The organism is Bifidobacterium sp. LH_413 (genome assembly GCF_056357015.1).
Genome location: NZ_JBKEVK010000009.1, coordinates 21393 through 42121, shown reverse-complemented (window position 1 = coordinate 42121; position 20729 = coordinate 21393). Strand labels below are relative to the sequence as shown.

The 20729-nt window shown below is 66.5% G+C and carries 18 protein-coding genes; 16 read left to right on the top strand and 2 right to left on the bottom strand.

Going from position 1 to position 20729, the window contains the following annotated elements; genetic code table 11:
• The first annotated feature begins 430 nt into the window (after nt 1–430).
• Genes AC1AYN_RS10355 through AC1AYN_RS10335 form a run of 5 tightly spaced genes read left to right on the top strand, consistent with a single transcriptional unit; the run spans nt 431 to nt 5676 of the window.
• The gene (locus tag AC1AYN_RS10355) at nt 431–2164 is read left to right on the top strand and encodes an ABC transporter substrate-binding protein (protein WP_476533136.1); all 1734 of its coding nucleotides are present in this window, start codon (nt 431–433) and stop codon (nt 2162–2164) included.
• A 7-nt stretch (nt 2165–2171) separates the two neighbouring features.
• A complete protein-coding gene (locus tag AC1AYN_RS10350; RefSeq protein ID WP_476533135.1) occupies nt 2172–3140 on the top strand; it encodes an ABC transporter permease in 969 nt (322 codons plus the stop codon).
• Nucleotides 3137–4048, top strand: a complete 912-nt coding sequence (locus AC1AYN_RS10345) for an ABC transporter permease (RefSeq protein WP_476533134.1) — start codon at nt 3137–3139, stop codon at nt 4046–4048. Before AC1AYN_RS10350 ends, AC1AYN_RS10345 begins: the two co-directional genes overlap by 4 nt.
• Nucleotides 4038–4841: an ATP-binding cassette domain-containing protein gene (locus tag AC1AYN_RS10340; protein WP_476533133.1), complete on the top strand. Its 804-nt coding sequence runs from the start codon at nt 4038–4040 to the stop codon at nt 4839–4841. Before AC1AYN_RS10345 ends, AC1AYN_RS10340 begins: the two co-directional genes overlap by 11 nt.
• Before the next feature lie 49 nt (nt 4842–4890).
• The gene (locus AC1AYN_RS10335) at nt 4891–5676 is read left to right on the top strand and encodes an ABC transporter ATP-binding protein (RefSeq protein WP_476533154.1); all 786 of its coding nucleotides are present in this window, start codon (nt 4891–4893) and stop codon (nt 5674–5676) included.
• 33 nt (nt 5677–5709) lie between these two features.
• Here the strand turns inward: AC1AYN_RS10335 and AC1AYN_RS10330 are convergent, their stop codons facing one another.
• Entirely contained in the window at nt 5710–6399 is a 690-nt protein-coding gene (locus AC1AYN_RS10330; protein ID WP_476533132.1) for a DUF1206 domain-containing protein, read from the bottom strand.
• 249 nt (nt 6400–6648) lie between these two features.
• Between AC1AYN_RS10330 and AC1AYN_RS10325 the strand changes: the two genes are divergently transcribed.
• The 10 genes from AC1AYN_RS10325 to AC1AYN_RS10280 all read left to right on the top strand — a co-directional run bounded on the left by AC1AYN_RS10325 (nt 6649) and on the right by AC1AYN_RS10280 (nt 17184).
• Nucleotides 6649–7170 carry a hypothetical protein gene (locus tag AC1AYN_RS10325; RefSeq protein ID WP_476503339.1) on the top strand — a complete coding sequence of 174 codons (522 nt, stop codon included), beginning with the start codon at nt 6649–6651 and terminating at the stop codon, nt 7168–7170.
• Between the two features lie 70 nt (nt 7171–7240).
• Nucleotides 7241–7609 carry a GntR family transcriptional regulator gene (locus AC1AYN_RS10320; protein ID WP_476533131.1) on the top strand — a complete coding sequence of 123 codons (369 nt, stop codon included), beginning with the start codon at nt 7241–7243 and terminating at the stop codon, nt 7607–7609.
• Complete coding sequence (locus tag AC1AYN_RS10315) at nt 7606–8565, top strand: ATP-binding cassette domain-containing protein (RefSeq protein WP_476533130.1); 960 nt, start codon at nt 7606–7608, stop codon at nt 8563–8565. Before AC1AYN_RS10320 ends, AC1AYN_RS10315 begins: the two co-directional genes overlap by 4 nt.
• Nucleotides 8566–8599: 34 nt before the next feature.
• Nucleotides 8600–9595 carry a hypothetical protein gene (locus tag AC1AYN_RS10310; RefSeq protein WP_476533129.1) on the top strand — a complete coding sequence of 332 codons (996 nt, stop codon included), beginning with the start codon at nt 8600–8602 and terminating at the stop codon, nt 9593–9595.
• Nucleotides 9592–10560, top strand: a complete 969-nt coding sequence (locus AC1AYN_RS10305; protein WP_476533128.1) for a hypothetical protein — start codon at nt 9592–9594, stop codon at nt 10558–10560. Before AC1AYN_RS10310 ends, AC1AYN_RS10305 begins: the two co-directional genes overlap by 4 nt.
• Before the next feature lie 575 nt (nt 10561–11135).
• Nucleotides 11136–12158, top strand: a complete 1023-nt coding sequence (locus AC1AYN_RS10300) for a pyridoxal-phosphate dependent enzyme (protein ID WP_476503343.1) — start codon at nt 11136–11138, stop codon at nt 12156–12158.
• A 163-nt stretch (nt 12159–12321) separates the two neighbouring features.
• Entirely contained in the window at nt 12322–13506 is a 1185-nt protein-coding gene (locus tag AC1AYN_RS10295; protein ID WP_476533127.1) for a cystathionine gamma-synthase, read from the top strand.
• Between the two features lie 179 nt (nt 13507–13685).
• Entirely contained in the window at nt 13686–15794 is a 2109-nt protein-coding gene (locus tag AC1AYN_RS10290) for a RecQ family ATP-dependent DNA helicase (RefSeq protein WP_476533126.1), read from the top strand.
• A gap of 163 nt (nt 15795–15957) precedes the next feature.
• Nucleotides 15958–16449 carry an S-ribosylhomocysteine lyase gene (locus AC1AYN_RS10285; protein WP_034526894.1) on the top strand — a complete coding sequence of 164 codons (492 nt, stop codon included), beginning with the start codon at nt 15958–15960 and terminating at the stop codon, nt 16447–16449.
• 249 nt (nt 16450–16698) lie between these two features.
• A complete protein-coding gene (locus AC1AYN_RS10280) occupies nt 16699–17184 on the top strand; it encodes an N-acetyltransferase (protein ID WP_476503356.1) in 486 nt (161 codons plus the stop codon).
• Between the two features lie 86 nt (nt 17185–17270).
• Here the strand turns inward: AC1AYN_RS10280 and AC1AYN_RS10275 are convergent, their stop codons facing one another.
• Entirely contained in the window at nt 17271–18731 is a 1461-nt protein-coding gene (locus tag AC1AYN_RS10275; RefSeq protein WP_476503347.1) for an amino acid permease, read from the bottom strand.
• A gap of 295 nt (nt 18732–19026) precedes the next feature.
• Here AC1AYN_RS10275 and alr point away from each other — a divergent pair, with 295 nt between their 5' ends.
• Complete coding sequence (gene alr, locus AC1AYN_RS10270; RefSeq protein WP_476533125.1) at nt 19027–20385, top strand: alanine racemase; 1359 nt, start codon at nt 19027–19029, stop codon at nt 20383–20385.
• Nucleotides 20386–20729 lie beyond the last annotated feature (344 nt).

Here is a 20729-nt window from a genome sequence, read left to right as displayed (position 1 = left end):
GCGGACCGTACGGCGGTGGGTACCCCGGCCCCGCCGGATACTGCCCACTCGGGTATCGTCCGTTCGGCGACTGTGGATACTGTCCGTTCGGATTCTGCGGGTACTGCGGATTCTGGGGATATTGCGGTCCCGGGTACTGCGGAGGCGGATATGGCTGGCTCATGTCGGGTTCCCTTCTCGCCGTGTCCTCGTTGAACGCGGGCGTCGTTCCCAGCATACCGCCGCGATGACGGCCACGGAAGCGCCGTCGCGGTTCCGTATGGAAACGGATGGGAGGGGATGCCGCGGCCGACGGCGGCGTGGTCTATAGTGGGACGCGGTGATCGACCCGCATGGGCGGTCAACCGACGATCAATCACGATTCACGCGCGTGGATTCGCGGGGCGTAAGCATGCCCGCGAACGCGCGCGCCACGACAAGGGAGCATTGCATGTCCCAGCATGACGGTGTGCACGGCGAGGCCGGCGCAACCAGCGACAAGGCGACGAAAAGCGATATGGCGAACGGCGATACGGCGAACGGCAACGCGGCAAACGGCAACACGGCCGGCGCGGCCAGCACCGACGCGAGTCTCGAAGGCCGCGCGAAATCATCGAAACGACGCGACGGCGGCAGGTCGAAGGCATGGCTGTGGTCGCTGATCGCCGTCATCGTCGTCGCGGCGCTCGTCGTCGGCGTCAACGCGTTCTTCACGAACAAGCAGGACGACGCGAACGGCACCGGAGCAGGCGCCGGCGGCGCGTCCGCGGCGAAGACGGCGGACACCGTCGCCATCGGACTGAAGCTCGCCCCCGTGAACCTCGACATCCGCCACCAGTCCGGCTCCGCGCTCGAACAGATCCTCATCGGCAACGTGTACGAAAGCCTCGTCTCCCGCGGCTCCGACAACAAGGTGCATCCGGGCCTCGCGAAAAGCTGGGACGTGTCCAAGGACGGGCTCACCTACACGTTCCATCTGAACGACCACATGAACTTCTCCAACGGCGACACGCTCGACGCCGAGGACGTGGCCTGGTCGATCAACGAGCTCAAGGCGAGGAAATACTACAACTACGACCAGGTCGCCAACCTCGACAAGGCCGAGGCCGTCGACGCGCACACGGTGAGGATCACGCTCTCCGCGCCCGACTCGAACATGCTGTGGTACCTGACCGGCCGCCCCGGCCTCGTCTACGACAAGGACGCGACCTGGGACGAGAAGACCGGCGCGCTCGGCTCCGGACCGTACACGGTCGAATCCTTCGACCCGAGTGACAAGATCGTGTTCAAGGCCAACCCGAAGTATTGGGGGACCGCGCACAAGGCGAAGACCGAGAACGTCATCATCCGCTTCCTTCCCGACGACAACGCGGGAATCAACGCGTTGAAGAGCGGCGACGTGCAGGTGCTCTCGCCGATCGCCGCCACCCTCGCCGGCCCGTTCCGCGACAACCCCGACTACGTGGTCAAGGCGGGCGACGGCTCCGACAAGTTCGTGCTCGCGTTCAACATGACCGACGTCAAACTCAAGGACAAGCGAGTGCGCCAGTCCATCCGATACGCCATCGACCACCAGCAGCTCATCGCTTCGCGCGGCGGCGTCGACGCGAAGCTCGGCGGCCCCATCCCCAAGGTCGACCCCGGTTACAAGGACCTGACCGGCGTGTACCCGCACGACGTGGCCAAGGCCAAAAAGCTCATGAAGGAGGCCGGTTACAGCGAGTCGAAGCCGCTGCAGCTGACGCTCACCTACGCGAACGTGTACGGCACCGAACTCGGTGACCAGCTGAAAAGCCAGTTGAAGCCCATCGGCATCGACTTGAAGATTAATTACGTGGAGTTCTCCACCTGGCTGCAGGACGTGCACACCAACGGCGACTACGAGCTCTCCCTCGTCGACCACGCCGAAAGCCACGACTTCTACAAGTGGGCCACCCCCAGCTACTACTACCACTACGACAACAAGCAGGTGCAGGACCTGTACGCGAAGGCGCTCGCCGCCACCACGGACGAGGAGGCCTCCGACTATCTCGCCAAGGCCGCGAAGATCGTCTCCGAGGACGCCCCCGCCGACTGGCTGTTCTCCTGGCGCGTCACCATCGCCTACGCGAAGGGCGTCCACGGTTTCCCGCAGAACCTCAGCCAGACCGTGCTGCCCTTGTGGCAGATCACCTACGAGAAGTGAGTCATCGATGCGATTCGTGATACGGCGGTTGCTGCTGTTCGTCGCGGCGTTGTTCGGCATCTCCGTGCTCGTGTTCGCCGCGCTGCGCATCCTGCCGGGCGACGTGGCCGTCGTCATGGCCGGCACCAACGCGACCGCCGCACGCGTCGCCGAGCTACGCGCCGAATTCGGCCTCGACCGGCCATACCCCGTCCAATACCTCGACTGGGCGGGCGGTCTCCTGCACGGCGACCTCGGCATGTCCGCGCTGACCGGTCGCGCGGTCGCCGCACAGGTCGGCCAGCGCGCCGCGATCACGTTCCCGCTCATCGTCATGAGCCTCGTCGTCGCGCTCGCCGTCGGACTGCCGCTCGGCTGCGCCGCCGTCATCACGCGGAATCGCCGCCTGCGCGGATTCTTCCACGTGCTCGCCATCGCGGGCGGCGCCGTGCCCGCCCTGTGGAGCGGTCTGCTGCTGCTCCTCCTGCTCGGCCAAGGCGTGGGGTTGCTGGGCGTGCTCCCGTCGCAGGGATTCCCCGCCGACGGCTGGACGGGCGCGCCCGGACGCGCGTTCGCCTCGCTCGTCCTGCCCGCGCTCGCCACCGGATTCGTCGCGGCCGCCGGCATCATGCGCTACACGCGCGCCGCCTTGGAGGACGTCGCCGCGGAAGGCGGTCCGGTCGATATGGCGATGGCATGCGGCATGACGCGCACGCAGGCGCTGCTGCGCGTCGGACTCCGCCTCGCCACCCCGCAGCTCGTCTCCGTCGTCGGACTGACGTTCGCCTCGATGATCACCGGCGTCATGGTCATCGAGAACCTGTTCGCCCTGCCCGGGCTCGGCGCGCTGCTCGTCGGCGACGTCGGCAACCGCGACCTCGTCGCCGTGCAGAGCGAACTGTTCCTGCTGGCCGCGTTCTTCCTGACGCTCGGCCTCGTCGTCGATCTGGCGCACCGCGCGCTCGACCCGCGCCTCGCCGCTGGAGAGGAGGAATGATGGCACGACTGCGCATCATCGCACGAACCATGTGGTCGCGCGGGACGGGACGCTATGCGCTCGTCGCGCTCGGAATCTGGCTGCTCGTCGCGCTCGTCTCCCTGTTCTGGACGCCGCGGCCGCTGCTGGAGACCGACGGCTACCATGTGTGGGCCGTGCCGTCGTCCTCGCACTGGCTCGGCACCGACGGCACCGGTGCCGACGTGCTGAGCTGGCTGATGGCCGGTTCTCGCACGAACCTCGCCATCGACGCGCTCACCGTCGTCTGCTCGGGCGCGCTGGGACTGCTGCTCGTCGGGCTCATGGTCGCGCGCTCGAACGCGCTCGCTTCCATCTCCGTCGCCGTCGTCGACGCGCTCATCTCCATCCCCACCGTGCTCATCGCGCTGCTGCTCGCCGTGCCGTTCGGCGCGTCCGCCGCGGTCGTCGTCGGCGCCTGCTCGATCGCCTACGGACTGAACCTCGCCCGCGTCGCGCGTCCCGCCGCACTGCTCGCCGCACGCTCGCAGTACGTCGAATCGGCGCGCGCGAACGGTGCCGGCGGCTTCGGCGTGCTCGTGAGGCACATCGTGCCGAACATCACGTCGGTGCTCGCCGTGCAGCTGTCCATGTCCGCCGGAACGTCCGTGCTCGCCGAGGCGGGACTCACGTATCTCGGCGTGGGCGTCGGCGCGGGCGTGCCCAGTTGGGGACATTCGCTCGCCACATCGGTCAAACTCATCAACGTGTTCCCGCTGACCGTCCTGTGGCCGGGACTCGTCGTCACGCTCGTCGTCGTCGCGTTGAACCTGTTCGGCGACGCGCTGCGCGACGCCGCCGACCCGGTCGCGAATCCCGCGTTGCGGGCGGCGGTCGCGACGGCGGTTCCGCATGACGCCGGTCGAAAGGAGGCTTCCGATGGCCGTTGAGATTTCCGGCCTGCACGTCGCGCTCGGCGCGAGGGAGATCGTGCACGGCGTGGACCTGCATATCGGCGACGGGGAGCGCGTCGGCCTCATCGGGTCGTCCGGCTCCGGCAAATCGATGATCGCGAAATCGCTGCTCGGCCTGCTGCCGCGCGAGGCGACGTTGTCCGGCGCGATCACGATGGGAGACACGGCGATCCTCACGTCGGGCGGCGCTGCGTCCGTCTACGCGGACGAGCGCACACTCGCCGACCTGCGCGGGCGATACGTGGGCGTCGTGTTCCAGAATCCGACGCGCGCGCTCAATCCGGTGATGACCGTCGCGCAGATCGTCGGCCTGCCGCTCTACCTGCACTACGACCTGACGCTCGCCGAACGTGTGGACCGCATCAAGGCGATGCTCGGCAAGGTGGGGTTGCCGCAGGACGTGCTGCTCAAACGGCCGCATGAACTGTCGGGCGGGCAACGGCAGCGCGTCGGCATCGCCGCGGCGCTCGTCACGTCGCCACGACTCATCATCGCCGACGAGCCGACCACCGCGCTCGACTCGATCACGCAACGCCAGATCGTCGACCTGCTCGTCTCGCTCGTCGACGACGCGGGCGCGTCCATGCTGTTCATCACCCATGATTTCGCCGTGCTGCAACGCGCCACCACGCGGTGCTATGTGCTCGACGCGGGACGCATCGTCGAATCCGGGTCGACCGCCGACCTGCTCGCCGCGCCCCAGGCCGCGCCGACCCGTGAACTCGTCGCCGCCGCACGCACACTCACGCTGGAGGCGCACCATGACTGAACCGTTGCTCGCCGCCCGCCACATCGACGCGTCGTTCGCCGCACGCGACATGCACGCCGGACTGCGCGGTCTGACGCGGCTGTTCGCGTGTCCGACGCGTCGTCAGGTGCTGTTCGACGTGTCCGCCGAGGTGCGTGCGGGGGAGTGCCTTGCCGTAATCGGCGCGTCCGGTTCCGGCAAGACCACGCTGACGCGCATCATGCTGGGGCTCGACGCCGCCGACGCCGGTGAGATCGCGTATCGGGGGGAGCCGGTCTCGCATGGCTCCGCCGGCATGCGCGCCCTGCGCGCCGAATCGTCGATCGTGTTCCAGGACCCGTACGGCTCGCTGGACCCGCGGTGGACGGTGGAACGTTCCGTGTCGGAACCGTTGTGGCTGCGCCGTCGTGCGCTCGGCTACGCGTTCGACGAGGTGGGGGCGAAGACCGTGCAGGCGTTGGCGCGTGTCGGCCTCGACCCGCGCGAATTTTTAGGCCGCTACCCGTGCGACCTGTCCGGCGGACAGGCGCAGCGCGTCGCCATCGCACGCGCCATCGTCAACGAGCCGAAGGTGGTCCTCGCCGACGAGCCGATGAGCGCCATCGACGTGGCCGCCCGCGTGCGGATCCTGGAGACGCTGCAGTCGATTGTGCACGGCTCCGGGGCCGCCGGCGGGCGGGATGAACGTCCGGCGTTGATCGTCGTCTCGCATGATCTGGGCGTGGTCCAGCACATCGCCGACCGCATCCTCGTGCTGCACGGCGGCCGCGTCGAGGAGACCGGCCCCACCGCGCAGGTATTGGGGTCGCCGCGGTCCGACTACACGCGCCGCCTCATCGAGGCCGCTTCGCTGTAACGTCCCGCGATATGGGCTGGTGACGGATGGCTCCTACATCCGTGCTTTGACCATGCCCACCACGTCGGCGTTGATCTCACGGATACGCGGATCGGCGAGCATCTCGTCCACGGTCATCCAACGGCAGTCCTTCGAGTCCACGTGGAACCGGTCGGCCTTCCAAGCTTCGGGCATGTGCGTGACGTCGGCTTTGTAGAGAACGTAATCATAGAACCGTGTCTCGTGGTGCTCCGCCGACCATTTCTCGTGGGATTCTCCGCCTACGCGCGTGAGCGTGAAATCCGCCTGCGGGATGTCGAATCCGCGCGACAAGTATTCCGTCAGCGTGCGAAGGTTCTCGGACTCGTCGTCGCGCGTCGCGTGGTTGGGGAAGAAGTCGCAGTCCCAGCCGGTGTCGTGGTAGAGCAGATACCGGTTGCCGTCGTTGACGGCGATGATGCTGCTTCGTATCTCCGTGCGGTCCAAATCGATCAGCTCCCTGTACAGATTCCCGGCGTTGTAGCCTTTGCTCCAAGTAATGATAGTGGACAGTACGGCGTATACGGTGACCGCGACGAATCCGAACCGCCACCATATGCCCATGGACGTCGTGCACGCGGTCAGTATGAGGAACAACCCTTCCGCGACCGCGGTCAGATGCGTTTCCCGGTGTCCGAATCCGATTCGCTCCCGTCGTCGTTCGAGCAGATAGCGGAGTCTCGTCGAATCGATGCGCAACAGCATTGTCGCCTCCTTTCGGCTGGTTTTCGTAGGCGTGCGGGTGGAATGGCGCTCTATCTATCGGTAATGATATTGATAAACTATCAATAAATATATCATTGTTGAAGTCCGGGTGGGTTTGGCGTGTCGATATGGCACGTCGCATTTGACGGCGCGATTGGTTGGTTATATGGTTAGTTACACAAGTAACTAACTGACTAACTGACAAGGTTGCTTGCATCGGATTATTCATCAGGCTGCAAGGAGGTCATCATGAAGATTCAAGGGCGATATGCGGCGATCGCGGTCGTGTGCGCGATGCTGATCCCGCTGGCGGGATTGTCGGTCAATGCGCGCGGCGATGCGCTGGGCGAACCGGCTTCGACCTCCGCGGCCGCACGGCCGGCGGATGCGTTGGAGCCGGTCGTGCCCGACGGCGTCCAGAAGACGTACGCGCCCGAGATCGCGCGGCTGCGCGACACCGTCTCCAGTGCCGAGGCCAGGCAAGTGCTGGCCGACGGCGTCATCACGCAGGACGAGCTGTCCGGTCTCACCGCCGGATACACGCAGTGTCTCGCCGCCAAGGGCATCCGATGGGTCGAACCCACCGAGCCGGTCTACGCCGCCAAGGCCGACTACAATACCCTGCCCACCGGGCCGGTCGTCAAGAACGCCGACGGCACCTTCACCGGCAACGAGGAGGTCAAAGCGTGCAGCGACCAATACGGGTACGATGAAGTATTCGGTCTGTATGACGACATGCGCGCCAATCCGGCCAAAACCGCCTGGGAGTGACGCCGCCCGTGGCCGTGCGCAAACGCCGCGCGCATGGCCACGGCCCCACCATGAACGGAGTTGAAGCCACATGCGATTCGATTTTTCGGGGACCACGCCGCTGTTCCGTCAGGTGGCCGAACAGCTGGGCGAGGCGATCGTCTCCGGGGCCTTCGCCGAAGGCGAGCAGGTGCCCAGCACCACGGAGATCTCCACCACGTACAAGATCAACCCGGCCACCGTGCTCAAAGGCATGAACCTGCTCGTCGACCAGGGGCTGCTGGAGAAGCGCCGCGGGCTCGGCATGTTCGTCACCGCCGGGGCCAGGCGCAAGGCCGGCGACGCCAAACGCGACGAATTCCTCACCACGCGCGTCGGCGCATTCATCGCCGAGGCGAAACGGCTCGGCATCGGCGCCGACGAACTCAAGGACATCATCGACAAGGGGTACCGATCATGAGCCTCATCATCAACGACCTGACCAAGACCTTCCACAAGGCGTCCGCGCCGGCCCTCGACCACGTGAACCTCACGCTCGAACCGGGCATCCACGGCCTGTTCGGCCGCAACGGCGCCGGCAAAAGCACGCTGCTCGCCACCATCGCCAACCGGCTCCTGCCCACATCCGGCGACGTCGAACTCGACGGCGAGGACGTGCGCGACAACGAGCACGCGCAGGCGCGCATCCACCTCGTCAACGAGACGCTGCCGTTCCTGTTCGGCATGCGCGTCTCCTCGTTCCTCAAGCGCGAAGGCCGCTATTACGGCGGCATCGACGGCGATGCGGCCGCGCGCATGCTCGCCGCGTTCGGCATCAAGGAGAACGCCGCATACGGCGGTCTCTCGTTCGGCCAGCGCCAGATCGTGCGTCTCGTCGCCGGATTGTGCCTGCCCGTCGACGTGCTGCTGCTCGACGAGCCGGTCAACGGGCTCGACGCGGCGAACCGCGAACGCTTCTACCGACTCCTCATCGCATCGTTCGCCGAACGCCCGCGCGTCATCGTCGTCTCCACGCACATTATCGACGAGGTCGCGCAGGTCGTCGAACGCGCCGTCATCCTCGACCGTGGCCGGGTCGTCGACGCGTTCGACGCCGGCGACGTCGCCTCCCGCGCCACCGTACTCGTCGGCGACGAGACGAGCGTGCACGCGTTCGTCCACGCGGAAGGACTGCAGCCGGTCGCGGTCGAGCGCATGGGGCGTCTCGCCACCGTCACCGTGCGCGGCCACGTGGACGAACGCGACGTGCCCGACGGCATCGCCGTGAGCGGGCTCGGCCTGCAGGACTATTTCATCCGCGTGACCGGCGATGGCGGCGTGACGGGGGAGACTTCGGCCACCGGTGGTACGGGAGACTCCGCCGGGAATGCCGCCACGGCCGGTTCGACTGCGACGGGAGGCGATCACGATGCGTAACGGACACCCTCCGAACGGGATTCAATCCCGCGCGATGAGGCGGGACGCCCTGCCGGCGGTCGTGACGCTGCTCGCCGTGATCCTGTTGCTGGCGACCATGCGATGGGGATTGTATCTGGCGTCGCAGCGACTCGGGTTCCTGTGGGTCAATCCGTTGACCGGCAGCGCCTCCGTCTCTCCGTTCCGATTGGACTGGCTCACGGCGACGATGCTGTTCCTCGGCGCGGTCGCATGGTACGTGCTCTTCTTCGACCGGATGCTGTGCCACGGCGTCTCCCGGCGTTCGTTCGCTGCGACGTCCGGCGGTGTCGCATTGTTCACGGCAGTCGCTTCGACCGTACTGCTGGTGCCGTTGGCGTATGCCGGCACCTACTTGGGCAGTCTTCCGTTGTATCGGATCGGGCGTCTAGAGGGCGGCACGTGGATTGCGGAAGGTTCCAACGACGGTTGGAGATGGGTCGACGGCTGGCTGAGCAACGGCGTCATGATGGGTCGCGTCAACCGGTTCGTGAACGCATGGGTCGATTACGACCTCAATCCGCGCGATCCGTACGCCGACATCAGACATGCCGGGCTCCCGCCGTTCCTGCTCGCCTGCGTCATCTTCCTCGCGATGATGATCGCCGCCACGGCCCTCGGCATGCTCGCCGGAGCGGCGCTCATGTGGGTGCTCGACGGCGGGGCGCGGCGCATCGTCGGTGCGGTGGCGGTTCTGCTCGCCGCCTATGCCGCGGGTGTGCTGATGGTGCTCCCGTGGATGGAGGCGACGCGCGACCCCACGTGGTCCGGATGGGTGGGCGTGCTCAGCCCGTTGTGGATACGTCTGACGCGAGGCGATTCGCTCTACAACGAATACGACGTGAGCCATACGGAACTCGCACTGCTGTACGCGTGGCTGCCGCTCGTCGAATCGCTGCTGCTGTTCGCGGTGTGCGCGGCGGTGGCGAGACGGCTCACGGCGCGGCATGAGGTTCATTCCGTGCGGCTCGTCGCAGCGAAGGCCGGCGGCGGTGAAGGAAAGACGAGGTGATCGCGATGGAAGCGACGATGATGAAGACGGCGCGGCAAGCACGGCGCCATCGGACCGGCCGGCAGACGCGCGTCATGATGCGGCGATGCGCGGGACTGTATGCGGCGGTGCTCGGCGTAGGCGTCGTGATGGCCGCGATCGGCGGTGGCGTACGGTACCTCGCCTTGCAGGGTCACTGGCATGTGCGGATGCCGTATGCGCTCGACACCATGATGGGCGCCGGCGCCGCCGACATCGAATCATTGATGGGGCTGATGCTGTTCGCCGCCGGGCTGGTCTGGTTCCTGGCGTTCGTGGGGCCGGAACTGTGCCACGGCGTGGACCGGCGCTCGCTGACGTTCGCGCCGGCCGCATGCGGTGTGGCAGCCAGCGCCCTGTCGGCGGTGGCGATGACCGCGCTGGAATACGGGTTGGTGGATTGCGTTCGGCAAGGTTCCGTCGAGGTGACGGCCGGCGCATCCCCGGTCTACGGCTGGTGGGGCAACGACCTCTACCAGACGCCGTTCTCCTACCGGTTCCTGTACGCATGGCAGTATATTCCGGCCTCCACGGGCGGCGTCTCGAAGGTGTCGGGCATCATCCCCGGCGGATGGCTGTTCATGGGCGTGGCCTGCTTCGCGCTGATGCTCGCCGCCGCGGCGCTGGGGCTGCTCGTCGGTGCGGCCACCGCATGGGCGTGTTCGGGCGGGGCGAAGCGGCTCGCGGCATCCGTGGGCGTGGTCGTCATCGCATACGTGGCGGCGATGCGGCTGTTCCTCTTCAACGGTTCCGTGAAACTGGCCTGGCTGGCGCAGGCCATGACCGGCGAAGTCATCCGGTACGAATCGAACTGGAACGAATGGCATCTGTACGTCGCATGGATACCGTTCGCCGAAGCGGTGGCGCTGTTCGCCGTATGCGTGGCCGTGGCGCGCCGGCTCACGATGCGACGCGAGGTCCACGCCGCGCGGCGGTGGGTGATCTGACTGCTCGACTGATGGGGATTCATGCCTGATGATGCCCCTGCCTCGATTGTGTGGCCCGTGCCGTTGCCGGTATGGGCCACATGTCGTCTCCGGCAGCCGGCTTCGCCGGCAGCTCCCTCGTCAGAGGGAGCCAAGCCGAACCTGTCCACGATATGGGCGTTTGAAGTGTTCTCGACACGCTGGCGGGGAGGGAGGTGGTATCGTGTGAGGCATGCAGATTCTCATGTGTTGTTGTCGCTAACCGACGCCCCCGGGCGGACGGTCAGTGACGCATAACTTGAGACAGGGCATTCGAATGCGGCAGGGGAATCGCCGCGATTTTCGTTTCGGATTTCACGTACGTAGGTATCCATCGGTATCACGTCGATTATTGGCACGTTGGGGGTGCCGATACTCCTGACGGAATCCGTGAAGGAAGCATCATCGAACTCGCGCATGGCACGCGAACCACCCGTCATCACAGCCAACGCACCACTCCAGACCGTCTCGCAGGGGAACGCCGGTTCACGACGACAACCGACATCCCATCCCAACCCGACCGACCCGCAACGGAACCACAAGGAAACGAGACGATCATGACCATCGCGAACAGCACCGCCGACCTCATCGGCGACACCCCGCTCGTCAGACTCAACCGCATCCCCGCCGAAGACGGCGTCCGCGCCACCATCGCCGTGAAGATCGAATACATGAACCCGGGCGGCTCCTCCAAGGACCGCATCGCCGCGCGCATCATCGACGCGGCCGAACGCTCCGGCGAACTGAAGCCCGGCGGCGTCATCGTCGAACCCACGTCCGGCAACACCGGCGTCGGACTCGCCATGGTCGCCCAGCAACGCGGCTACCGCGCCATCTTCACCCTGCCCGACAAGGTCTCCGAATCGAAGCGCGCCGTACTGCGCGCGTACGGCGCCGAAGTGGTCGTCACCCCCACCGACGCCGGCCCCGACGACCCGCGCTCCTACTACCAGGTGGCCGAACGCCTCGCCAAGGCCATCCCCGGCGGCTACCGGCCCAACCAGTACGACAACCCGAACGGACCGGCCAGCCACTACGCCACCACCGGCCCCGAGATCTGGCGCGACACCGACGGCAAGGTCACGCACTTCGTGGCCGGCGTCGGCACCGGCGGCACCATCTCCGGCACCGGGCGCTACCTCAAGGAGGCGTCCGACGGGCGCGTCGTGGTCGTCGGATCCGACCCGGAAGGCTCCATCTACTCCGCGGCCGATCCCGCCGACGTACACCAGTACGACATCGAAGGCGTCGGCGAGGACTTCTACCCGGAGGCCTACGACCGTGCTATCCCCGACGAGATCGTCAAGGCGAACGACGCCGAAGCGTTCGAGATGACCCGGCGTCTCGCCGGCGAGGAGGCGCTGCTCGTCGGCGGATCCTCCGGCATGGCCGTCGCCAGCGCCGTCAAGTACGCGAAGACGCACGACCTCGACGAGAACCAGCTCGTCGTCGTGCTCGCCCCCGACTCCGGCCGCAGCTACCTGGAGAAGATCTTCGACGACGACTGGATGCGCGCCAACGGCTACGGCGACGTGGTCGAACGGACCGCACGCCCTTCGCTCGTCGAGCAGTACCTGTAGCCGGGCGGGGCGGACCGGTGCGCGCAGCCGCCCCGACCCGCCCGCCATGTCCCCGACATCGCCGGAACTCACATACCCGTCATCACCAATATCGATAACAACCACGCCGGTCCGCACGGGCCGGAGACGTATCCTCGGATACGACCCATCTGAAAGGAACACCATGTCCGCCGAATACAACGCCCAGTTCGCCGACACCGCCCTCGCCACCCGCGCCATCCACGCCGGACAGGAGCCCGACCCGACCACCGGCGCCGTCGTCACGCCCATCTACGCCACATCCACGTTCAAGCAGGACGGCGTGCTCGGCCTTCGTGGCGGCCACGACTACTCGCGTTCCATCAACCCGACGCGCACCAGCTTCGACGAACAGCTCGCCGCCGTCGAAGGAGCGAAATACGCGCTCTCCTTCTCCTCCGGGCTCGCCGCCATCGACGTTCTCCTGCGTTCCACCCTGGAACCCGGCGACAACATCCTTCTCGGCAACGACGTGTACGGCGGCACCTACCGTCTGCTCGCCAAGGTGTTCGTGCCGTGGGGCGTCGGCCTCGACGTGGTCGACATCACCGACCCGCAGGCGGTCGAAGCGGCGCTCGCCGCCAAGCCGTACCGCTACATCTGGGTCGAGACCCCGTCCAACCCGCTGCTTAACATCACCGACATCGCCCTGACCGCCGGACTCGCGCACAAGCACGGCGCGAAGGTCGTCGTCGACAACACGTTCGCCTCGCCCGCGCTCCAGCATCCGCTCGACGACGGCGCCGACGCGGTCGTCTACTCGACCACCAAGTACATCGGCGGACACTCCGACGTGGTCGGCGGCGCCGTCGTCCTCAACGACGCCGACGTGCGCGACCAGGTCGCGTTCCTGCAGAACGCGGCCGGTGCCGTGCCCTCCCCGTTCGACTCCTGGCTCGACATCCGAGGCTTGAAGACCCTCGACCTGCGCGTCAAGCGACACTCCGCCAACGCGCTCAAGGTCGCGCAGTGGCTCGAATCCCAGCCGTCCGACGTGATCGAGCGCGTCTGGTACCCGGGCCTCGAATCCCATCCTGGCCACGAGATCGCCGCACGCCAGATGCACGGCGGATTCGGCGGCATCGTCTCCGTGCAGCTCGCGGCCGGGGCAGAGGCGGCGAAGCGCTTCGTCGACCATACGGCCATCTTCACGCTCGCCGAATCGCTCGGCGGCGTCGAAAGCCTCATCGAGGTGCCCGCCGCCATGACCCACGCCTCCGTGTCCGGCACCACGCTCCAGGTGCCGGACAACCTGATCCGTATCTCCGTCGGCATCGAGAACGCCGACGACCTCATCGCCGACCTCGACCAGGCGTTGGCCCAGCTGTAACCCATTCCTCCCATCCCTCCCCGCATCTCCCATGGTGCGGTAAACCTCCCATGGTGCGGTGTTCCAAAACGGCTTTATTCCGCCGTTGTGGAGATAGTGTGTTGCCGCACTATGGGAATGGGGAGGGGGATGGGATGATCGTGCGGCGTGGGCGGGCTGCGGGGATGTATGGTGGAACCATGACTGGACCTGGACAGACGGTTGATGCGCATGCGGCGGCGCTCGGGGCGCTGGAACGGTACTTCGGCTACGGATCGTTCCGCCCCGGGCAGGACGGCGTGGTCGACGCGCTTCTTCATGGGCGCGACGTGCTCGCCGTCATGCCCACCGGCGCCGGCAAATCCGTGTGCTACCAGATACCGGCCGCTTTGCTGCCCGGCGTCACCATCGTCATCTCGCCGCTCATCTCCCTCATGCAGGACCAGGTTGACTCGCTGAACGACCAGGGCCTGCCGGCGGCGTTCGTCAACGGCATGCAGGCGCCGGACGAGCAGTCGATGGTGCTCGCCCAGGCGGCGTCCGGGCAGGTGAAGCTCCTGTACGTCGCCCCGGAACGGCTCGAGACCGGACGGTTCCGCGATTTCACTTCTCGCACGCCGATCTCGTTCGTCGCCGTCGACGAGGCGCACTGCGTCTCCCAATGGGGCCAGGATTTCCGCTCCTCGTATCTCGGTATCGGCGACTTCATCCGCTCGCTGCCGCGCCGTCCGGTCGTCGGCGCATTCACCGCCACCGCCACCGAGAAGGTGCGTCGCGACATCGTCGGCCTGCTCGGGCTGGTCTCGCCACAGGTGACGGTCACCGGATTCGACCGGCCGAACCTGTATTTCGACGTCATCAACATGGAACGCAAACGCAAGGCCGCGTGGATCGTGGACTACGTGGCCTCGCATCCGGACGAATCCGGCATCGTGTACTGCTCCACGCGCAAGGAGACCGAACAGCTCGCCGACACGTTGAACCAGTCGGTCCCGCAGCGTCCCGGCGCGGGAGGTGCGTCCGGCGCGGATCCGGGGACGGGGGAGCGCGGGCCCGTCGCCGTCGCCTACCACGGCGGCATGAGCCCGGAGGTCCGGGCCAGGGCGCAGCGGGATTTCGTGACCGACCGGGTTCCTGTCGTCGTCGCCACGAACGCGTTCGGCATGGGCATCGACAAATCGAACGTGCGCTATGTGATCCACCACAACATGCCCGAATCCATCGAAGCCTACTACCAGGAGGCCGGTCGTGCGGGGCGTGACGGCGAACCCAGCCGGTGCACGCTGCTGTGGAACGATTCCGACATCGGCACGCGCCGTCGTCTGCTGGAATCGGACCACGACAACGAGCGCATGACTCCCGAGGAGCAGGAGATCGCGCGCCGCAACCGCCGCCGATTGCTCGACGGCATGATCGGCTATTGCCGCACCACCGAATGTCTTCATCGGTACATGACCCGCTACTTCGGGCAGGAGGACGGTCCTGCCGCGGCGGGCGGCTCCGGCGAGGCGGGGGATGCGACCGTCAAGTGCGGCGCGTGCGCGAACTGCGAACGCACGTTCACCACCATCGACGTGACCGACATCGCGCGCAACATCAGCCGCTGCGTGCACGATGTGACGTTCGACCACGACGAGCTGGGGCGGGAGACCACGCCGTACCCGGTGCGCGACGGTCTGGGCTCCGGCAAGATCGTGAAGATCCTGCGCGGTTCGCAGGCGCAGGAACTCGTCCGGTTCAATCCGGAACGCATGCCGAGCTTCGGCACGTTGAAGGACGTGCCGGAGAGGTGCGTACGCGACGTGCTCAGCCAGATGGCCACCGACGGTTATCTCGCCATCAGCGACGGGAGTCTGCCGATCGTCCGCTTCGGCACCCGTGCGGTGGAGACGGTATCACCGGACTTCCACTATGAGATTAAGCGCGTGGAACGCAAGGCCGTGCGCTCCGACGGCGGCACGTCCGGCGGTGGTCGGATGCGCCGGTTCGGCGTCTCTGCCGGTTCGGCGTCCTCCACCGTGTTCGGCGCGGCGGGCACGAACGGTCCCGTCGATGCGGACGCCTACGTGCCGGGCGACGAGGAGGAGGCGCTGTTCCAGCGTCTGCGCGAATTGCGCAAGACCATCGCGCAGGAGATCGGCAAGCCGCCGTACATCGTGTTCTCCGACCGCACGTTGCGCGACATGGCGCGCATCAAACCGGCCGACGATGCGCAGTTCCTCGCGGTCAACGGTGTGGGCGAGCGCAAGCTCCAGGCGTACGGCGCACGGTTCATGGAGGCGATCGCCGCGTTCGGCGGAGCGGCCTGAGCCGGACCGTGTAGGCTTGGGGCGGCCGTGAGTATAACGAGCGTCTATAACGATGGCCGGATGCGACGGGCCGCCTGCCGACGATCGGCGACTAGGATGGGCGGCGGATACGCCGGTGGCACGCGGACGCGTGCCGTCGCGGCGTATGCGGAAAGGAACGAACATGGCGGAGAAGACCGACAAGCCGGTGGTGGAGAGCTTCCAGCTCGACCATACGAAGGTGAAGGCGCCGTACGTGCGCTACATCGACACGGAAAAGGGTCCCCACGGCGACGTGATCTCCAACTACGACCTGCGCCTCGTGCAGCCGAACGAGAACGCGATCCCGACGGCCGGGCTGCACACGATCGAGCACACGATCGCCGTGCTGCTGCGCGAACGCATCGACGGCTACATCGACTGCTCGCCGTTCGGCTGCCGCACCGGCTTCCACCTGCTCACCTGGGGCGAGCACCCCACCGAGGAGGTCGCCAAGGCGCTCAAGGAGTCGCTTGAGTTCATCGCCTACAAGGCCACGTGGGACGACGTGCCGGCCACCACGATCGAAAGCTGCGGCAACTACCGCGACCACAGCCTGTTCACCGCGAAGGAATGGTGCAAGGACATCCTCGCCAAGGGCATCAGCTCCGATCCGTTCGAACGCAAGGTCGTCTGAGAGAACGGTCGGGGCGCTGGGGCGTCGGGGCGTTTCCGTCGTCAGGACGCCTTTCGATCGTCGCCGGAAGGTCAGGGAACATTCAGCCGGTCCACGGGAAACCCGCGGTGTTTGTGAGGCGGGCATGGTAGCGTAGCGCGTCAGTTGATTGTTTCCGATCGAATCCCCGTGCGGGGCTCTCGCGCGACCGTGAGGTGAGGTGTGGTGTCCGATTCCAATGCGTCGTCCCGTCGTTTCCGTCACGCGACCATGCGTGACCTGCCGCATATGCTCAAGGTGTATGCGCATGCGCGCGAGCTGATGGCCCGCAACGGCAACCCCACGCAGTGGGGGAACACGTTCCCCCGCGAGGAGGTCGTGAAGGACGACATCGCCAACCAGCGCACGATGCTGCTGGTCGATACGCAGAATGGACATGAGCGCATCCTCGCCCAGTTCGCCCTGTGCCCCGGCGAGGACCCCACCTACGCGCATATCGACGGTGCGTGGCTCGACGACGACACGTATGTGACCATCCACCGCATCGCCTCGTCCGGTCTGGTGCGCCATGCCGCCCGCGACTGCATCCGGTGGGCGTTGAAGCACTACGGCAACGTGCGTGCCGACACGCATCCGAACAACAAGGCCATGCAGCACGTGCTCGAGACGAGTGGCTTCGCCCGCTGCGGTCTCATCCAGCTCATCGACCGGCCGACGGACACGACGCGTATAGCCTACCAACGCCACGAATGGTAGGGAGCATTGCTCCGAATTTACGGGAAAGCCCCTCGGCCCATTGCATGGGCATCGAGGGGCTTCGTCGTATCGGGCGGACGTGGCGGCTATTCGGCCTTCGCCGCGGCGACCTGCGGGGTGCCGGCGGCGTCCGCGCCCTCCAGCTTGGAGTGGCGGCGGCTGTAGCCGAAGTAGACGGCCAGGCCGATGACCAGCCAGATCGCGAACCGCACCCAGGTCTCCCAGTTCAGGCCGGCGATGAACACCAGGCAGAAGATGATGGACAGCGCCGGCACGACCGGCACGCCCGGCGCCCTGAAGCCGCGGTGCGCGTCCGGGGCGGTCTTGCGCATCCACAGCACGCCGGCGGAGACGATGATGAACGCGGACAGCGTGCCGATGTTCACCAGCTCGAACAGGATGTTGATGTTGATGAAGCCGCCGGCGATCGCGGTGAGGATGCCGAAGAACCATGTGCCCTTGAACGGGGTGCGGTGCTTCGGATGCACCTCGCTGAAGAACTTCGGGAACAGGCCGTCGCGGCCCATCGCGTAGCAGATGCGCGACTGGCCGTACAGCTGCACGAGCATGACCGTGGTCATGCCGACGAGCGCGCCGATGTTCACGATCACGGCCAGCCAGTTCATGCCGGTGTACAGGATCACGCCGGCGACCGGGGCGTCGATGAACTTCGCGAACTCCTGGTAGGGCACGATGCCGGTCATCACCAGCGTCATGATGATGTAGATCACCGTCGAGACGGCGAGCGACAGGAGGATGCCGCGCGGCAGCGTCTTGTTCGGCTCGATGGTCTCCTCGGCGGAGGAGGACACGGCGTCGAAGCCGATGAAGCTGAAGAACACGATCGACGCGGCCGGCAGGATGCCGTACGGCTGGGTGGAGCCGGGCTGGAACGTGTAGATGCCGTACGGGGAGAACGGCTGCCAGTTGGACGGCTTGACGTACCACACGGCGCAGATGATGAACAGCGCGATGATCGCGAGCTTGATCATCACCATGATGTCGTTGGTCTTCTTCGTCTGGTTGATGCCGATGGACAGCACCCAGGTGATGAGCAGCACGACGACGAAACCGGGCAGGTTGAAGTAGGTGGTCACGCCCGGCGTGGTGCCGTAGGCGGCCGTCAGCTCGACCGGCAGGCTCAGGCCGAACCCTTCGAGCAGCTTGTTGAAGTAGCCGGCCCATCCGGCGGACACGGTGGCCGCCTGCAGGGCGTATTCGAGGATCAGATTCCAGCCGATCACGAACGCGATGAGTTCGCCGAACGCCAGATACGCGTACGAATACGCGGATCCGGACACGGGGGCCATCGACGCGAACTCGGCGTAGCACAGGCCGGCGAAGCCGCAGCAGATCGCGGCCAGCAGGAACGACACGGACAGGGCCGGGCCCGCGGTGAGCGCGCCCTTGCCGGTCAGGACGAAGATGCCGGTGCCGATGATCGCGCCGATGCCGAGCATCGTCAGATCGAAGGTGCGCATCGTGCGCTTGAGCGGGGTGGAATCGGCGACAAGCTGATCCACCGTTTTCTTACGGAACAGATTCATGGTCTTCTCTCATGAACACGTGGAATGGGCTTGGCCGGACGGAATTCCGGGACCCCGGCACGCCTCAACGCCGGGAGTCTTGAATACGGTCGATTGTTGCCCCCGAACGTTACGGGCGGGAAAACGGCAAACAAACCGTGAAAAGCGAGTGTACATGGACTGCCGGAAAACCGGCGCGGCGCGTCTCATGAAGCGGTGTCGGGTGTGGACGCCGGCGACGCGGCGCCGCCACGCCCGGCCGCAATGTGGTCGCATGCCATGGACACGTCACCACGCCGCGCGACAATGGGGCGTCATGAGTATGAACGCAGCTCCCGAAATCGAATTCAGCTCTCCGGAGGGCAAGGCCAACTATGCGGCCGCCCGACGTCGCTACCCCGCGCAGGCCATCGTCGACCTCAAGGCATTGCGCGACAACATGGCGCATCTGGTGGACGTGGTCGGCGGCCCGCACTCCGGCACCGCCGTGATGGGCGTCGTCAAGGCCGACGCCTACGGCCACGGCCTGCTGCCCGCCGCGCTCGCCGCGCTCGCCGGCGGCGCGACCTGGCTCGGTACCGCCCAGTCGCACGAGGCGCTGCTGCTGAGGAAGCTCGGCATCGGCCCCGACCGCTGCCACATCCTCACGTGGGTCTACAACGGCACGGAAGTCCCGTTCGACGAGCTCATCGCCAACGACATCGACGTGTCCGTCGGCTCCCTGCCCGGCATCGACGCGGTGGCCGCCGCCGCCCGCAAGCTCGGCAGGACGGCGCGCGTGCACGTGAAGGTCGACTCCGGCTTCGGCCGCAACGGCTTCACGCCGGAGGGCTTCGACGCGGCGCTCGCCAAGCTCGTCCCGCTCGCCAAGGAGGGCGTGCTGCACATCGTCGGCCAGTGGAGCCACCTCGCCGTGGCCGATTCGCCGGACGTGCCCGAGTTCGTCTCCTCCACCGACCGTCAGATCGAGAATTTCAAGGCGTTCACCGCCCGCATGGAGAAAGCGGGCATCGCCCCCGAGATCCGCCATCTCGCGAACACCGCGGCCACGCTGTCCCGTCCGGAGATCCACTTCGAGCTCACCCGTCCGGGCATCGGCCTGTACGGCTACGAGCCGGATCCGGCGATGGGCACGCCGTCCAGCTACGCGTTGAAGCCGGCGATGCGCCTTCAGGCGCAGCTCGGCACCGTCAAGGACGTGGAGGCCGGCCACGGCATCTCCTATGGCCGCACCTACCTCACCCCCGACGACACGTCCACCGCGATCGTGCCGCTCGGCTACGCGGACGGCATCCACCGTTCCGCCTCCGGATTCGACATGCAGGGCGCCAAGCATGTGGAGAAGGCGGGCGGCCCGGTGCGCGTGATGACCGCCGAAGGCCCGAAGCTGTACCGCGTCTCCGGCCGCGTGTGCATGGACCAGTTCATCCTCGACCTGCACGGTTCGGCCGCCGCGCTCGGCGTGCACGAGGGCGACACGGTCGAACTGTTCGGACCGGGCCGCGGCGAGGAGTTCGCCGAACCGACCGCCGACGACTGGGCCCGCGCCGCCGACACCATCAGCTATGAGATCTTCACCTGCCTGCGCAACCGCATCCCGCGCCTGTACGAGCATGCCGCCGAGGTGCTGCCCGAGGCCGATCTCGCCAAGCTCGATCCGGCCTCGCTGCTGTAGCGGCCCGCGCCGACGCCGCGCATCGACAGGGTCTTCCCCCTTTGCCAAGGGGGAAGACCCTTTTTCTTTCCGTCTTTCCCCTTATATGGGGGTGTATGTGTGAAACCCATGTTGTGTATGGAATCCATAGTGATAACGAGGGTATAAGCGCTTCCTGTAGGGGTGTTAAGGGGGTGTTCGCGACGGGGGAAATGTCGATACCATGCGACGGAGAAGGGGCGTCGTCCGCGGCGTGTCGCGATGCGGAGCCGGTTTCCGGTAGATGTATACCGGCCGGTCGCATTGCGGGGTATCAATGATGGTATTGCGATGCCGTCGGTGCCGTGACCGCCGCCGCACGCCAA

What these genes read in the sequence shown, in the direction of transcription:
- AC1AYN_RS10325 (WP_476503339.1), top strand. Translation starts at nt 6,649, where the DNA reads ATGAAGATTCAAGGGCGATATGCGGCGATCGCGGTCGTGTGCGCGATG.
- AC1AYN_RS10335 (WP_476533154.1), top strand. Translation starts at nt 4,891, where the DNA reads ATGCACGCCGGACTGCGCGGTCTGACGCGGCTGTTCGCGTGTCCGACG.
- AC1AYN_RS10280 (WP_476503356.1), top strand. Translation starts at nt 16,699, where the DNA reads ATGCGTGACCTGCCGCATATGCTCAAGGTGTATGCGCATGCGCGCGAG.
- AC1AYN_RS10275 (WP_476503347.1), bottom strand. Translation starts at nt 18,731, where the DNA reads ATGAATCTGTTCCGTAAGAAAACGGTGGATCAGCTTGTCGCCGATTCC.
- AC1AYN_RS10340 (WP_476533133.1), top strand. Translation starts at nt 4,038, where the DNA reads ATGGCCGTTGAGATTTCCGGCCTGCACGTCGCGCTCGGCGCGAGGGAG.
- AC1AYN_RS10320 (WP_476533131.1), top strand. Translation starts at nt 7,241, where the DNA reads ATGCGATTCGATTTTTCGGGGACCACGCCGCTGTTCCGTCAGGTGGCC.
- AC1AYN_RS10310 (WP_476533129.1), top strand. Translation starts at nt 8,600, where the DNA reads ATGAGGCGGGACGCCCTGCCGGCGGTCGTGACGCTGCTCGCCGTGATC.
- AC1AYN_RS10315 (WP_476533130.1), top strand. Translation starts at nt 7,606, where the DNA reads ATGAGCCTCATCATCAACGACCTGACCAAGACCTTCCACAAGGCGTCC.
- AC1AYN_RS10355 (WP_476533136.1), top strand. Translation starts at nt 431, where the DNA reads ATGTCCCAGCATGACGGTGTGCACGGCGAGGCCGGCGCAACCAGCGAC.
- AC1AYN_RS10285 (WP_034526894.1), top strand. Translation starts at nt 15,958, where the DNA reads ATGGCGGAGAAGACCGACAAGCCGGTGGTGGAGAGCTTCCAGCTCGAC.
- AC1AYN_RS10350 (WP_476533135.1), top strand. Translation starts at nt 2,172, where the DNA reads ATGCGATTCGTGATACGGCGGTTGCTGCTGTTCGTCGCGGCGTTGTTC.
- AC1AYN_RS10300 (WP_476503343.1), top strand. Translation starts at nt 11,136, where the DNA reads ATGACCATCGCGAACAGCACCGCCGACCTCATCGGCGACACCCCGCTC.
- AC1AYN_RS10290 (WP_476533126.1), top strand. Translation starts at nt 13,686, where the DNA reads ATGACTGGACCTGGACAGACGGTTGATGCGCATGCGGCGGCGCTCGGG.
- alr (WP_476533125.1), top strand. Translation starts at nt 19,027, where the DNA reads ATGAGTATGAACGCAGCTCCCGAAATCGAATTCAGCTCTCCGGAGGGC.
- AC1AYN_RS10295 (WP_476533127.1), top strand. Translation starts at nt 12,322, where the DNA reads ATGTCCGCCGAATACAACGCCCAGTTCGCCGACACCGCCCTCGCCACC.
- AC1AYN_RS10345 (WP_476533134.1), top strand. Translation starts at nt 3,137, where the DNA reads ATGATGGCACGACTGCGCATCATCGCACGAACCATGTGGTCGCGCGGG.
- AC1AYN_RS10330 (WP_476533132.1), bottom strand. Translation starts at nt 6,399, where the DNA reads ATGCTGTTGCGCATCGATTCGACGAGACTCCGCTATCTGCTCGAACGA.